This window comes from Mesorhizobium sp. B2-2-3 (genome assembly GCF_006442405.1).
Classification (GTDB): domain Bacteria; phylum Pseudomonadota; class Alphaproteobacteria; order Rhizobiales; family Rhizobiaceae; genus Mesorhizobium.
On sequence record NZ_VFWC01000013.1, the window covers coordinates 13,845 to 28,426 of the forward strand.

At 65.1% G+C, this 14,582-nt stretch carries 14 protein-coding genes; 12 read left to right on the top strand and 2 right to left on the bottom strand.

Going from position 1 to position 14,582, the window contains the following annotated elements:
* Positions 1 to 178: 178 nt before the first annotated feature.
* The 6 genes from FJ951_RS22240 to FJ951_RS22265 all read left to right on the top strand — a co-directional run bounded on the left by FJ951_RS22240 (position 179) and on the right by FJ951_RS22265 (position 5,774).
* Complete coding sequence (locus tag FJ951_RS22240; RefSeq protein WP_140517519.1) at positions 179 to 1,354, top strand: divergent polysaccharide deacetylase family protein; 1,176 nt, start codon at positions 179 to 181, stop codon at positions 1,352 to 1,354.
* 30 nt (positions 1,355 to 1,384) lie between these two features.
* Positions 1,385 to 1,906 carry an RNA pyrophosphohydrolase gene (locus FJ951_RS22245; protein ID WP_140517610.1) on the top strand — a complete coding sequence of 174 codons (522 nt, stop codon included), beginning with the start codon at positions 1,385 to 1,387 and terminating at the stop codon, positions 1,904 to 1,906.
* Between the two features lie 92 nt (positions 1,907 to 1,998).
* Complete coding sequence (gene alr / locus FJ951_RS22250; RefSeq protein WP_140517520.1) at positions 1,999 to 3,138, top strand: alanine racemase; 1,140 nt, start codon at positions 1,999 to 2,001, stop codon at positions 3,136 to 3,138.
* Positions 3,139 to 3,413: 275 nt separating this feature from the next.
* A complete protein-coding gene (rnk, locus tag FJ951_RS22255) occupies positions 3,414 to 3,836 on the top strand; it encodes a nucleoside diphosphate kinase regulator (protein WP_140517521.1) in 423 nt (140 codons plus the stop codon).
* A gap of 14 nt (positions 3,837 to 3,850) precedes the next feature.
* Positions 3,851 to 4,393, top strand: a complete 543-nt coding sequence (locus tag FJ951_RS22260; protein ID WP_140517522.1) for a nucleoside-diphosphate kinase — start codon at positions 3,851 to 3,853, stop codon at positions 4,391 to 4,393.
* A gap of 124 nt (positions 4,394 to 4,517) precedes the next feature.
* Complete coding sequence (locus FJ951_RS22265) at positions 4,518 to 5,774, top strand: D-amino acid dehydrogenase (RefSeq protein WP_140517523.1); 1,257 nt, start codon at positions 4,518 to 4,520, stop codon at positions 5,772 to 5,774.
* Between the two features lie 224 nt (positions 5,775 to 5,998).
* Here the strand turns inward: FJ951_RS22265 and FJ951_RS22270 are convergent, their stop codons facing one another.
* A complete protein-coding gene (locus FJ951_RS22270) occupies positions 5,999 to 6,880 on the bottom strand; it encodes a LysR family transcriptional regulator (protein WP_140517524.1) in 882 nt (293 codons plus the stop codon).
* 222 nt (positions 6,881 to 7,102) lie between these two features.
* Here FJ951_RS22270 and FJ951_RS22275 point away from each other — a divergent pair, with 222 nt between their 5' ends.
* Both FJ951_RS22275 and FJ951_RS22280 read left to right on the top strand, forming a co-directional pair.
* A complete protein-coding gene (locus FJ951_RS22275) occupies positions 7,103 to 8,599 on the top strand; it encodes a CoA-acylating methylmalonate-semialdehyde dehydrogenase (RefSeq protein WP_140517525.1) in 1,497 nt (498 codons plus the stop codon).
* Positions 8,600 to 8,945: 346 nt separating this feature from the next.
* Positions 8,946 to 9,245 (top strand): hypothetical protein, encoded by a 300-nt coding sequence (locus FJ951_RS22280; protein ID WP_140517526.1) that lies wholly within the window; start codon positions 8,946 to 8,948, stop codon positions 9,243 to 9,245.
* Positions 9,246 to 9,330: 85 nt separating this feature from the next.
* On the opposite strand, the gene FJ951_RS22285 is transcribed toward FJ951_RS22280, so the two are convergent.
* Positions 9,331 to 9,981 (bottom strand): GntR family transcriptional regulator, encoded by a 651-nt coding sequence (locus FJ951_RS22285; protein ID WP_181168621.1) that lies wholly within the window; start codon positions 9,979 to 9,981, stop codon positions 9,331 to 9,333.
* Between the two features lie 110 nt (positions 9,982 to 10,091).
* On the opposite strand from FJ951_RS22285, the gene FJ951_RS22290 reads away from it, so the two are divergent.
* The 4 genes from FJ951_RS22290 to FJ951_RS22305 all read left to right on the top strand — a co-directional run bounded on the left by FJ951_RS22290 (position 10,092) and on the right by FJ951_RS22305 (position 14,582).
* Positions 10,092 to 10,985 carry a dihydrodipicolinate synthase family protein gene (locus tag FJ951_RS22290; protein ID WP_140517527.1) on the top strand — a complete coding sequence of 298 codons (894 nt, stop codon included), beginning with the start codon at positions 10,092 to 10,094 and terminating at the stop codon, positions 10,983 to 10,985.
* 27 nt (positions 10,986 to 11,012) lie between these two features.
* Positions 11,013 to 12,326, top strand: a complete 1,314-nt coding sequence (locus FJ951_RS22295; protein ID WP_246671770.1) for an FAD-binding oxidoreductase — start codon at positions 11,013 to 11,015, stop codon at positions 12,324 to 12,326.
* Between the two features lie 16 nt (positions 12,327 to 12,342).
* Complete coding sequence (locus tag FJ951_RS22300) at positions 12,343 to 13,344, top strand: 4-hydroxyproline epimerase (protein WP_140517528.1); 1,002 nt, start codon at positions 12,343 to 12,345, stop codon at positions 13,342 to 13,344.
* 335 nt (positions 13,345 to 13,679) lie between these two features.
* Positions 13,680 to 14,582 carry a branched-chain amino acid ABC transporter permease LivH gene (locus tag FJ951_RS22305; RefSeq protein WP_140493067.1) on the top strand — a complete coding sequence of 301 codons (903 nt, stop codon included), beginning with the start codon at positions 13,680 to 13,682 and terminating at the stop codon, positions 14,580 to 14,582.

Genomic DNA, 14,582 nt, shown 5'->3' on the forward strand with positions numbered 1-14,582 from the left:
GTCTGGCCGCCCGATGGAAGCAATGCGATGCTGCCGGGACCGAAAGGTTCCGGCAGTTTGATTCGGGGGTAACGCGAATCCCTCGATACAGGGCGCCAGGGGTGCGCCGGCATGAAGAATTCGCGCATGTCTCTTCGAAACGGTTCCATGTTCGAAGCCATGCGGACGGGGACAGGGCTTGGCTGATATCGGCAAGGACATCGAACGACCGCTCGGGCTGACTGTCCGTCCGCCGCGCGCCGCCGGCAAGGTCAGCGCGGGTGCGCTCGTGGCTGCGTTCGTCGTGCTGGCCGTTGTCGGCGTCTCCGGCGCGATCGCGCTCAGGGACAAGCCGTTTCGCAAGCCGCAGGAAGTCGCGGTTTCGACGCCGAAAGTGGTGCCGGAGCCGACCGCTGCGCCGTCCGCTCTAGCGCCGGTCACGATGCCAAAGGCGGAAATGCCGGCCAAGGCTGGAGGCCCGCATATCATCCATGTGCAGACAGAGGAAGGCGATGGTCCGCCCAAGGCGGCAATCGTCATCCGCGATCCGTCGACCATCGGCCAAAACCTGAAGATCGCGCATATTCCCGACAGGGCGCTGATCGAGGCCGGTGATGCCGGCCCCTTGCCGGTGCGCGCCGCAGACGGCCGGCGGCCCTTCGATGTCTATGCGCGGCCGTGGTCAGGCGCGCGCGGCGCCCGCGTGGCGATCGTCATCGGCGGGCTCGCGGTCTCACAGACCGGCACCCAGGCGGCCATCGCCAAGCTTCCGGCGGAAGTGACGCTGGCGTTCGCGCCGCAAGGCAACAGCATCGGCCGCTGGATGCAGGCCGCCCGGCAGAGCGGCCACGAGATCGTCATGCAGGTGCCGCTCGAACCGTTCGACTATCCCAATGTCAACCCCGGTCGCAACACGCTGACGGTGGCGGCGAGCGCGGAAGAGAACCTGAAGAACCTGCGCTGGGCACTGTCGCGGACGACGAACTATACCGGTGTCATGAACTATATGGGCGCGCGGTTTTCCGCCGACCCGGCGGCAATGGAACCCTTCATGGCCGAGCTCGGCAAACGCGGGCTCGCCTATATCGACGACGGCTCGTCGGCGCGTAGCCTGGCGCCGGATCTGGCGCTGAAGGACGGCGTGCCCTTCGTCTCCGGCGACACGGCGATCGACGCCGTGCAGGATCGCGGCGCCATCCTGAAGAAACTGGACAGCCTGGAGGCGACCGCCCGTGCCAAGGGAACCGCGGTCGGCATCGGCTCCGCTTTCGACCTGACGGTCGACACGGTGTCGTCATGGGCGGCCGAGGCCAAGAAACGCGGCATCGAGATCGTGCCGATTTCAGCGGTGGCGATCGATCCGCAAAAGGGCTAGCTACCGGGAAACAGCTTGAAAGACTGAATGATGCCGAAGACGAAGAAGGTCGACCGCGAGACGCTGCCCTACCGTCCCTGTGTCGGGCTGATGATCCTCAACGCCGAGGGCCTGGTCTGGGTCGGCCATCGCATAGCCGAGCCGGACAGCGAATTCGCCGGCACCACGCAGCTCTGGCAGATGCCGCAAGGCGGCATCGACAAGGGCGAGGAGCCCCTGCAGGCGGCGGAGCGGGAGCTCTATGAGGAGACCGGCATGCGCAGCGTCTCGCTGCTCGCCGAGGCGCCGGACTGGATCAACTATGATCTGCCGGACAACCTGGTCGGCGTCGCCTTCAAGGGGCGCTATCGGGGTCAGACGCAGCGATGGTTCGCCTTCCGCTTCCATGGCGATACCAGCGAGATCCAGATCAATCCGCCGCCCGGCGGCCACACCGCCGAATTCGACAAATGGTCGTGGCGGCCGATGCAGGAGCTGCCCGACCTGATCGTGCCGTTCAAGCGCAAGGTCTATGAAGACGTGGTGACGGCGTTCCGTCACCTTGTGCCATAGCTGGACGGGCCGAGGCCGCGGTTCAAACGCCAGCGGTTGCCGCGCCGGTTCGACCGTCTTATTGATGTCCATCCGCCACAAGAAGGGCCGCCATGCACGACGCCCCCAAAAGATCGCTGCCCGAGGAAGCCGACGCCACAAGCGAGGCTGCTGCCGGGGCCATCCTCACCATCGACCTTGGCGCGATCCGCGAAAATTACCGGCGGCTGAAGGCGCGGCTGGGCGGCGTGCGCTGCGCGGGCGTGGTCAAGGCCGACGGCTACGGTCTCGGCGCCGCGCAAGTGGCATCGGCGCTGATGAAGGAAGGCTGCGACATCTTCTTCGTCGCGCTGCTGTCCGAAGGCATCGCGCTGCGCAAGGCGGTGGGGGCCGGACCGGACATCTACGTGCTGAACGGGCTGCCGCCGGGTTCCGAGCCGGAAGCGGTGGCGGCTGGCTTGTGCGCTGTCATCAACAGTGGCGCACAGTTGCAAGCCTGGCGCGCAGCGGCACACCGCGCCGGGCGCCGGCTCCCGGCTGCCGTCCAGGTCGACAGCGGCATGTCGCGGCTTGGGATGGCGCCAGCCGAGGTCGAGGCGGTGGCCGGGGATCTCGGCGCTTTCGATGGCATCGACGTCAGATATGTGATGAGCCACCTGGCCTGCGCCGATGAACCGCGCCACCCGGCCAATGAACAGCAGAGGCTGGCATTCGCGCGGTTGCGTGCCATGCTACCCGTGGCGCCGGCCTCGCTCGCCAACTCCTCCGGCATCTTTTTAGGCCCGCTTTATCATTGCGATCTCGCCCGGCCCGGTGCCGCCCTCTACGGCATCAACCCGACGCCTGGCGAAGCCAACCCGATGCTGCCCGTGGTCGGGCTGCAGGCCAAGGTGGCGCAGACGCGCAGTGTCCAAAAGGGCACTGGCGTCGGCTATGGCCACAGCTACCATGCGCAGGGCCCGCTCAGCCTGGCGACGATTTCATTCGGCTATGCGGACGGCTGGCTGCGCCGCTCCGCTTCGGCCGCATGGTTCGAGGCGGTGCGCCTGCCTTTCCTCGGGCGCGTGTCGATGGACTCGATCATTCTCGACATTTCCGCCTTGCCGCCCGGCCGGCTCGGAGAGGGCGACCTGGTGGAGTTGCTAGGGCCCTCACAGAGCGTCGACGATGCTGCCGACCATGCCGGCACCATCGGGTATGAAATCCTGGCCAGCCTCGGAACGCGTTTTCACCGGCGCTATCTGGGCGGTTGAGCGGTTTGGCCGCGCTTGACAAGCGGGCGCCATTCGGCAAGCTTTGGCACATGAGCAAGCTCGCTTATATCAAAACCTTCTTCAGGGTCTGCCCGATCGCGGGATCGTAGCCCCGGCGCGGCCGCCTTCCGGCGTCCGTCCGTACCGGGGCATCCATCCATCCACAATCGCCATCAAGCCGAACAGCCCTTCGCGGCTGCCGGCCTTTCATCACGCCGCCGCCAGCGCGCCGGCAGGCGCGCATCCGCTCGATGCGCCGGTCCATGAGGTTTGCCATGCAACACGCGAAAGAACTGCGTCCAAACAGCCATCTTCTGATCAGCGACGCCGACCATGACAGGCTGACGGGCCTTGCGAGGGCTTTGCTCGATCGCGCGCCCGAGACGGCCGAGGAGCTGCTTTCGGAAATGGACAGGGCCGTCGTCAGGAGCGCGGCGGCGATGCCGGCCGGTGTGGTGCGAATGGGTTCGACGGTGATCGTGCGCGGCGAAAGCGGCGACGCCCAGCGCATCATGCTGGTCTACCCGGGTGAGGCCGACATAGCCGAGAACCGGATCTCGGTGCTGACGCCGATGGGAACCGCGCTCATTGGCGCGAGCGTCGGGCAGACGGTTTGCTGGAACGGTCGTGGCGGCCGGGAACTGTCAGTGACCGTCGAGGCCGTCGATGCGCCGGCTTCCGGCCCGCGACGAGCTTGATGGCGGAGGCGGTGATGACGAGCACGAATTGCTGCCTGACGACGAAGGACTTCGCCGTCCTCGAAGTCATGCTGGAGCGCCGGCGGGCATTCGCGGATCCGATCGTGCGCATGCTCGAACACAAGCTTTCAGGCGCCGATGTCGTGCCGATCGATTCGGTCGGCCCCGACATCGTTACGCTGAACAGCAGGGTGGTGTTCGGCGTCGATGCCGGTCCCGCCGAGACGCGAACCCTGGTGCAGCACGAGGTGCGCGGGCCGGTCGGCTCGAGCCTGTCGGTCGCAACGAGGCGCGGGCTCTGCATGCTTGGCATGGCGCAAGGCCAGACGGCAACGGTCGAACACGCCGACGGCAGGCGGGAGTCGATCCTGATCAAGGCCGTGCTCTACCAGCCCGAAGCTGCCCGGCGCACGGTCAGGCAGAAAGACCAGGCTGACGAGCGGAGACCGCACGGGCTCAGGCTCGTCTACAGTGCCGCAGCCGATTGGCGGCCTCTTGGCGAGACGGCCGGAATGCGGCAGACAGAAGAAGACGACCCCGGTCCCTCGGCGGCGTGAAATGGGCAACGGCGCGTGGTCTCGAAGATCGACATCGATTTTCGCTCGGGATCATGCGCAAATCAAAAATACGGCCGCGTCCACGGGCGTCCTGAGGACGCTCGGCGCGGCAAGGAGTGAATGAATGAAAATCATGGTGCTGGGCAGTGGCGTGATCGGGGTGACCACGGCCTATTATCTCGCCGAGGCTGGCCACGAGGTGACCGTGATCGACCGCCAGAAAGGGCCGGGACTGGAAACCAGCTTCGCCAATGCCGGCGAGATTTCGCCCGGCTATGCCTCGCCTTGGGCCGGGCCCGGTATCCCCCTCAAGGCGATCAAATGGCTGCTGATGAAGCATGGTCCGCTGGTGGTGCGGCCGGCCTTCGATCCACATATGTGGACGTGGCTGGTCAAAATGCTGCGCAACTGCACCGCCGAACGCTACGCGGTCAACAAATCGCGCATGGTGCCGCTGGCCGAATACAGCCGCGACACGCTGAAGGCGCTGCGCGAGGCAACCGGCATAGCCTATGACGAGCGGACGCAGGGCACGCTGCAGCTGTTTCGCACGCAAAAGCAGCTCGACGGCACATCAGGCGATGTCGAGGTGCTGAAGAGATATGGCGTGCCCTACGAAGTCCTCGACCAGGACGGCTGCATCGCGGCGGAACCGGCTCTGGCCGCAGTGCGCGAAAAATTCGTCGGCGGCCTGAGGCTGCCGGGCGACGAGACCGGTGACTGCAAGATGTTCACCGACAGGCTGGCCGAGCTTTGCGTGGCACGCGGGGTCAAGTTCGAATACGACACGACGATATGGCGCGTCATCCGCAGCCGCAACCGCGTCAACAATATGAGCACCAGCAAGGGCTGGCTGACCGCCGACGCCTATGTGATGGCGCTGGGCAGTTATTCGTCGGACTTCATGCGCCGGATGAAGCGGCCGATCCCGGTCTATCCGGTCAAGGGCTATTCGATCACGGTGCCGATCAAGGATGCCGCCGCCGCGCCGGTGTCGACGGTGATGGACGAAACCTACAAGGTCGCGATCACGAGGCTCGGCGACCGCATCCGCGTCGGCGGCACGGCCGAGATTTCCGGGTTCGACCTCCGGCTGCACGAATCGCGACGGCGCACGCTCGAACACTCGGTCGGCGACCTGTTCCCGGGAGCCGGCGCCATGCGGGAGGCGACGTTCTGGTGCGGCCTGCGGCCGATGACGCCGGACGGGCCGCCGCTGATTGGGCGCACGGAGCTTTCCAATCTCTACCTCAACACCGGCCATGGAACGCTCGGCTGGACCATGGCTTGCGGCTCGGCCAAGGTGCTGGCCGACATCATCTCGAACAAAGTGCCCGATATCGACGCCCGCGCGCTGGCGCAGGAGCGCTATCTGAAATAGACGCCGCCCGCTCGCCATCGGCGGGCGCGGCCGGGGGATATCGCGTCAGAACGCCTGTTTCACCCAGCCCTCGTCGAACAGGAGCCGGTAAGCCCACCGGATGGTCACTTCGGTGGCGACCGATTGGAATGGGGGAGATACTCGTCATCTGGCGAAGAAGGCGGGGTCGAGCACCATCATGCCGTTCTCGGTGTCGTGGAAGAAGCTGCGATGGCCGACATGCGTCAGACGAAAAGATTTCTCTCCCGCTCCACCGCCTTTGTGATGAAGGAGGCAACGATCTGGACGCGGCGCAGCGGCCTGACCGATTCGTGATAGACCAGCCAGTAGGCACGGCGGATGGGCGCCACCACGTCGACGGCCACCAGTTCCGGCATCGAGCGGGCGACGAAAGTGTGCAGGATGCCGATGCCGGCGCCCGACCGCACCGCTTCGGCCTGCCCGAGCGCGGAGGAAATGGCGAAGCTGGTGCGCCAGTCCGCGCTGAATTCGGCGGCGTAGTCGAGCGATGGGCTGACGATGAGGTCCGGCACATAGCCGATCAATGTGTGCCGTCCCAGCTCGGCAGCGGTCTGGGGCAGGCCGTGGGCTTCAGCATAGGCACGTGAGGCAAACAGGCCGAGCGAGTAGTCGACCAGCTTGCCCGCTACCAGCCGGCCCTCGGTCGGGCGCTCGACGGTGATGGCAATGTCGGCCTCGCGGCGAGACAGGGAGAAGGAGCGCGGCACCGGTACGAGCTGAATCGTCAATTCACGGTGCAGCGCGGTCAGTGCGCCGAGGCGCCGGGCGAGGAACGCGACGCCAAACCCGTCCGGCGCGCCGATCCGCACCGTGCCCGAAACGTCGTCGCCTTCGCCTGATATTGTCGAGCGGGCGGCGATCATGTCGCCCTCCATGCGCTCGGCAATGTCGAGGAAGCGCTCGCCGGCGGGCGTCAGCTCGCTGCCGGTGGTCAGCCGGCGAAAGAGTTTCGTGCGCAGCGCGTCTTCAAGTGCGGCGATGCGGCGCGAGACGGTGGCGTGATTGAGTTCCAGGCGCCTCGCCGCGCCAAGGATTTGCCCGGCGCGCGCCACGGCGAGAAAGATGCGGACGTCATCCCAGTTCATGGGGATGGTCCGGATGACAATTTTCAATGTCGCGTTCTGTGGTGAAGGAACTCAACCTGCCAATCCTTGGGCGTCGTCTTCGTGATCCTTCCCATTTGCGAGAATTGATGCTCTCCCGTCAACCGTTGTCTATTTTCCGCACAACGGTTGCGTTCTCCCTCGCGTTGCCATCGGCGTGCCAAAGGCGGACAATGCACCATCACAAACCCAGGGAGAGACATCATGATCGAATACGGTCATTTCATCGGCGGCAAGCGTGTCGCCGGCACCAGCGGTCGCAAGCAGGACGTGATGCAGCCGATGGACGGCTCTGTGCGCGGCACGGTGGCGCTGGCCTCGCAGGCGGAACTGCGCGCGGCGGTCGAGAACGCCAAGGCGGCGCAGCCGAAATGGGCCGCGACCAACCCGCAGCGCCGCGTGCGCGTCCTTATGAAGTTCCTTGAACTGGTCGCCCGCGACTATGACGAACTGGCCGACATCCTGGCGCGAGAGCACGGCAAGACGATCGCCGATGCCAGGGGCGACATCCAGCGCGGCCTCGAAGTGGTCGAGGTCTGCATCGGCGCGCCGCACATGATGAAGGGTGAATTCACCGACGGTGCCGGCCCCGGCATCGACGTCTATTCGATGCGCCAGCCGCTCGGCGTCGTCGCCGGCATCACGCCGTTCAACTTTCCGGCGATGATCCCGCTGTGGAAGATCGCGCCGGCGATCGCCTGCGGCAACGCCTTCATCCTGAAGCCTTCCGAGCGCGACCCGGGCGTGCCGATCCGCATCGCCGAGCTGTTCATCGAGGCGGGCCTGCCTGCCGGTATCCTCAACGTCGTCAACGGCGACAAGGAAGTCGTCGACGCCATCCTTGACGACCCCGATATCAAGGCTATCGGCTTCGTCGGCTCGACGCCGATCGCTCATTACATCTATTCGCGCGGTACCGCGTCGGGCAAGCGCGTGCAGTGCTTCGGCGGCGCCAAGAACCACATGATCATCATGCCCGACGCCGACATGGACCAGACCGTCGATGCACTGATCGGCGCGGGCTACGGATCGGCCGGCGAGCGCTGCATGGCGATCTCGGTGGCGGTCCCTGTCGGCAACGACACCGCCAACCGGCTGATGGAAAAACTGGTGCCGCGCGTCGAAAGCCTGAAGGTCGGCCCCTCGACGGATTCCGCCGCCGATTTTGGCCCGCTGGTCACCGCTCAGGCGCTGGAGCGGGTGAAGGGCTATGTCGATATCGGCGTCAAGGAAGGCGCCAAGCTGGTCGTCGACGGTCGCGGCTTCAAGATGCAGGGCTACGAGAACGGCTACTATATGGGCGGCTGCCTGTTCGACAACGTCACGTCGGACATGCGCATCTACAAGGAAGAGATCTTCGGGCCGGTGCTGTCGGTGGTGCGCGCGCCGACCTACGAGAACGCCATCAAGCTCGCCAATGACCACGAGATGGGCAATGGCGTCGCCATCTACACGCGCGACGGCGACGCCGCGCGAGACTTTGCTTCCAGGGTGCAGGTCGGCATGGTCGGCGTCAACGTGCCGATCCCGGTGCCGATCGCCTACTACACGTTCGGTGGCTGGAAGGCGTCGTCCTTCGGCGATCTCAACCAGCACGGTCCGGACGCGTTCCGCTTCTACACCAAGACCAAGACGGTCACCTCGCGCTGGCCGTCCGGCATCAAGGACGGGGCCGAGTTCGTCATCCCGACGATGAACTAGCCGGACGCTTGTCTGCTTGCGCGTCCTCGCCTTCGGCTGCGGGGCGCGCGGGCCGGCATCAAGGACGGGGCCGAGTTCGTCATCCCGACGATGAACTAGCCGGACGCTTGTCCGCTTGCGCGTCCTCGCCTTCGGCTGCGGCCGCGCAGGCCGGCAGGACCACCCAAAAATCTACGGCCCGAGTCCCCTGGCTCGGGCCGTTTATTTTGCAAACGCTAATGTGATGGAACCGGCGAGGGCGCCAGGACTTAGAGCTACGATCCTGCCCTGGAGGAGGCATGGCAGGCAACCAGAGCGCCGACGGCTGACCGTTAGCATCGCATCGTCGGGCGCAAGGAGGTGTCCGATGGCACAACGTCTTATGTCCATGCTGCTATGCGCCGCGGCGGCGCTATCGATAGGGCCGGCGAATGCAGCCGGCCAATGTGCGGCACGCGCCGACATCGTCAAGGCGCTCGGCGAGAATTTCCACGAAAGCGAGGCCGGGCGTGGCCTGATCAATCCCAACGTGGTGCTTGAGGTGTTCGTTTCCGAACAGGGCAGTTGGACCGTCCTCGCCTCCGACACCAAGGGCCAGAGTTGCATCCTGTCCGTCGGCGAGGGCTGGGACAGCCCGACGATCAAGGCGGCCTTGCCAGGAGCCTGAGCCTCATCGCGTCGAAGCGGTTCAGGCGACGCGTAGTCTTGGGCATGCACTGTCCTGAACCGAGGTCGGTGTCGGGCGGTATGCTTCAACGTGTGGCGGCCGCCTCGGCATGGGCGCGCAGCAATGCCATCAGCCGCTTGGCATCCTTCGCGGCGGCTTCCTCGTCACCGTCGACAATCGAGCGGATCAGCGCGACGTGATGTTCGGCCGATTCCGCCAGGCCGGTATCGGCCTTGTAGCGGAACCAGAAGCGGCGGCTATGGGTCTGCAGCGGGGCAGCCAGCCTAGCCGCGAACGGGTTGTCGGCAGCCCGCGCCAGCGCCTCGTCCAGCGTCTTGTCGGCCTGGATGAAGGCAAGCACGTTGCCGGAGATGACAGCCTTCTGCATGGCAAGCGCGGCATCGTGGAAGAGGTCGGCTGCGTCGCGGGTGACGAAGCGCGCCGCGGAGCGGGCCAGCACCACCTCGACGCCGCGGCGCGCGTCGAGGACGCGCAGCCAGTCGCCGGGGTGCAGCGGCGCGATGGCGATGCCTGCGCGCGGCCGCACGTCGAGCAGTCCTTCCCAAGCCAGTCTCTGGATCGCCTCGCGCACCGGCGTACGGCCGAGCGCCAGCTTCTCGATCAGGCCGCCTTCAGTGACGAAACTCGCCGGCGCCAGTTCGAGCGTGACAATCATATGCTCGAGCATGCGGTAGGCCTTGGTCGCAGCCGGCTCGAACGCAGCGCTCATTTGCATGGATATCAAAGGCAGTCTCCTGATATATTTTGCATATATCATAGGAGAATCCGTGTTGACAGCGGCTTTCTTAATAGATATACGGCTGATATATCAGAGGAGCGATGACCATGTGGACCGGAGTTTTCCCAGCCGTCACGACTAAATTCACCACGGACGACCGCCTCGACCATGCCGAGATGGAGCGCTGCTTCGGCTTGCAGATGGAGGCCGGCTGCGACGGCATCATCGTCTGCGGATCGCTCGGCGAAGGGCCGATGCTGTCCCATGACGAAAAGATTGAAGTGCTGAAAACCGCGCAGAAGGTGGCTGGCAAGAAACCGGTGCTGCTGACGGTGAACGAGGCCGGGACACGCGAGGCCGCCAGCATCGCCCGCCGCGCCGCCAAGGAAGGCGCCAACGGCCTGATGGTGGTGCCCAGCCCGATCTACCATACCAATGCGGAAGAGACGGTGGCGGCGCTGCGCGCCGTCGCGGAGGCCGGCGACTTGCCGGTCATGATCTATTCCAACCGGCTCGCCTACCGCGTGGATGTCACCGTCGACCAGATGGAGGAGCTGGCGTCGGACGAGCGCTTCGTCGCCATCAAGGAATCCTCCGACGACATCAGGCGCTCGACCGAGATCATCAATCGCCTGGGCAGCCGCTACGACCTGTTTACCGGCGTCGACAATCTCGCTTTCGAGGCGCTGTCGGTGGGCGCCATCGGCTGGGTGGCCGGTCTCGTCACCGCCTTCCCGCGCGAGACGGTGGCGATCTACCAGCTGATGCAGCGGGGCCGCCGCGAAGAGGCGCTCGCCATCTATCGCTGGTTCCGGCCGCTGCTTGATCTCGACGTCTCGACCTATCTGGTGCAGAACATCAAGCTTGCCGAGGTGTTCGCCATTCAAACCAACGACCGCGTCCGCATGCCGCGCCAGCCGCTGTCGGGCGAGCGCCGCAAGGCGGTCGAGAAGATCGTCAAGGACGCACTGGCGGTGCGGCCGACACTACCGGCGTTCTGAGGCTTTCTTCCGAGAGGCGGCGCCCAGGTGACAGGAAGTTCCAAATCGATGGAAGCGCGGCGGCGCCCCGCCCTGCGGGCGTCTTCTCCCCGTGAACAGGGAGAAGAAATAGATATCGCCATCGTCGGCGGCGGCATCATCGGCATCTGCGCGGCGGCGTTTCTTGCCGAGGCGGGGCGAAACGTCACGGTCTACGACCGCACCGGCATCTGCGAGGAGACGAGCTCCGGCAATGCCGCCGCCTTCGCCTTTTCCGACGTGCTGCCACTGGCGCACAAGGGCATGCTCCGGCAATTGCCGAAATGGCTGGCCGATCCGCTCGGCCCGCTCGCCATCCCGCCCGCCTACCTGCCGAAGCTGCTGCCCTGGCTGATCCGCTTCTGGCGTGCCGGCTCGGCGAAGCACTACGAGGCTGGCCTGGTGGCGCAGGCCGCAATGATGGCGCTCGCCGAGGCCGAATGGATGGGCCTGCTCGACCGCTCCGGCACGAGGCGGATGCTGCGCGAGGATGGCTCGCTCGAACTCTACGAAAGCGGGGCCGAATTCCAGGCCTCGCTGTCCGGCTGGGCGGCGCGCCAGCGCTTCGGCATCGGCTTCCGCCATGTCGGCGGCGAGGAGCTGGCGGAGCTGCAGCCCGGCCTGTCGCCGCGCTTCGGCAAAGGCACGTTCGTGCCGGGCTGGAAGACAATCGCCGATCCAAAACTGCTCGGCAAGGCGATCTGGGACTATGCGCAATCCAAGGGCGCGCGGTTCGAGAAGGCCCGCATCGCCGGCGTCGCCGCGGACGGGAACGGCGCGACGTTGACGCTGGCCGACGGCACGACGCGGCAAGCCCGGCACCTGGTCGTCAACGCCGGCGCCTGGTCGCATCTGCTGGCGCGGCAGCTCGGCGACCGCATTCCGCTCGAAACCGAGCGCGGCTACAACACGACGTTGCCAAAGGCCGCCTTCGAGGTGAAGCGGATGCTGATCTTCTCCGGCCAAGGCTTCGTCATCACGCCGCTCGACACGGGCCTGCGCATCGGCGGCGCGGTCGAGCTCGGCGGCATCGAGCGGCCGCCCAACTACGCGCGCTCGAAGGCGCTGCTGCGCAAGGCGCAAGACTTCCTGCCGGGCCTCGATCCTTCGGGCGGACGCGAATGGATGGGGTTTCGTCCCTCGCTGCCGGATTCATTGCCTGTCGTGGGCCGCGCATCGGGAAGCCGGCCGGTGGTCTACGCTTTCGGCCACGGCCATCTTGGCCTGACCCAGGCTGCTGCGACGGGACGGTTGATCCGCGAGCTTGTCCTGGGGCAGACTCCGCCGATCGACGTGGCCCCCTTCAGTCCACAACGGTTTTGATTTTTCGAGGAGCGTCATGGCCAGGAAATCCTTCTTCTGCATCGACGGCCACACCTGCGGCAACCCGGTGCGATTGGTCGCCGGCGGCGGCCCGCTGCTCCAGGGTTCGACGATGATGGAGCGGCGCGCGCATTTCCTGGCCGAATATGACTGGATCCGCACCGGCCTGATGTTCGAGCCGCGCGGCCACGATGTCATGTCCGGCTCGATCCTCAACCCGCCGACGCGCGAGGATTGCGACATCGCCATCCTGTTCATCGAGACCTCGGGCTGCCTGCCAATGTGCGGCCACGGCACCATCGGCACGGTGACGATGGCCATCGAGCACGGGCTGATCAAGCCGAAGACGCCCGGCGTGCTCAGGCTCGACACACCGGCCGGCCTGGTCATCGCCGAATACAAACAGGTCGGCGAATATGTCGAGGAGGTGCGCATCACCAACGTGCCCTCCTTCCTCCATGCCGAGGGGTTGACGGTCGAATGCCCCGGGCTCGGCGAGATCGTCGTCGACGTCGCCTATGGCGGCAATTTCTACGCCATCGTCGAGCCGCAGAAAAACTATCGCGACATGGCTGATCATTCGGCGGGCGACCTCATCGCCTGGAGCCCGGTGGTGCGGCAGCGCCTCAACGAGAAATACTCTTTCGTGCATCCGGAGAATCCGGGCATCAACCGGCTGTCGCACATGCTGTGGACCGGCGAGCCGACGGTGGCGGGTGCGGACGCGCGCAATGCGGTCTTCTACGGCGACAAGGCGATCGACCGCTCACCGTGCGGCACGGGCACCTCGGCGCGCATGGCGCAGCTCCATGCCAAGGGCAAGCTCAAGGCCGGCGATGCGTTCGTCCATGAATCGATCATCGGCTCGCTGTTCAAGGGCAAGGTTGAAAAAGACGTCACGGTCGCAGGCAAGCCGGCGATCATTCCCTCGATCGGCGGCTGGGCGCGCATGACCGGGCTCAACACGATCTTCATCGATGACCGCGATCCGTTCGCGCACGGCTTCGTCGTCAAATAGGCGATTCATCACGCTGCGGAAGGTCGGGAAGGACAAAAAGGATTGCTGTCACGAGCGCAACAAATCGTCTCATCAACTTATTTTGACGGCGATTTCTTCGAAATGGAGCGCATGATGACGCTTAATCGTCAAAGACATTGCGTTATGCCAATGATAGGGTCCGCGATAGTCCAGGGGGCGGGTGCGAAAAAACGGGCAATCGAACGGCGTGCAGTCGGAAACACGCATGACGATCAAAAAATGACGTTGCAATCCCGTCTCGAAACCTTACGACTAGGGGAAATACGAAAAGGAATGCGTCTGCATGGGCGACATTCCAGGGGAGCCATGTACACATGCAGTATTTTGTCCAGCAGCTTATCAATGGGCTGACGCTGGGATCGATCTATGGGCTGATCGCGATCGGCTACACGATGGTCTACGGCATCATCGGCATGATCAACTTTGCTCATGGCGATATCTTCATGGTGGGCGCTTTCACGGCGCTGATCGTTTTCCTCATCCTGGGCGCCCTGTTCTATTCGGTTCCCGTGGTCATCGCGCTGTTGGTGATGATGATCGTGGCGATGCTGCTGACCAGCCTCTACAACTGGACGATCGAGAAGGTGGCCTACCGGCCGCTGCGCGGCTCGTTCCGGCTGGCGCCGCTGATCACCGCCATCGGCATGTCGATCGCGCTGTCGAATTTCGTGCAGGTGACGCAAGGCCCGCGCAACAAGCCGATCCCGCCGATGGTGTCGAAGGTCTACAACATCGAGGGTATCAGCGTGTCGCTGAAGCAGATCATCATCGTCGTCGTCACCGCGTTGCTCTTGGTGTTGTTCTGGTACCTGGTCAACAAAACCTCGCTTGGCCGGGCGCAGCGCGCCTGCGAGCAGGACCGCAAGATGGCGGCGCTGCTCGGCATCGATGTCGACCGCACCATCTCGATCACCTTCATCATGGGCGCGGCACTTGCCGCCGTCGCCGGCACGCTGTTCCTGATGTATTACGGCGTCATCGCCTTCTCGGACGGCTTCGTGCCCGGCGTGAAGGCATTCACCGCAGCGGTGCTGGGCGGCATCGGTTCGTTGCCGGGCGCGGTGCTGGGCGGCCTTTTGATCGGCTTCATCGAGAGCATGTGGTCGGCCTATTTCTCGATCGACTACAAGGATGTCGCCGCCTTCTCGATCCTGGCTATCGTGCTGATCTTCCTGCCTTCCGGCATTCTCGGCCGGCCAGAAGTCGAAAAGGTCTGA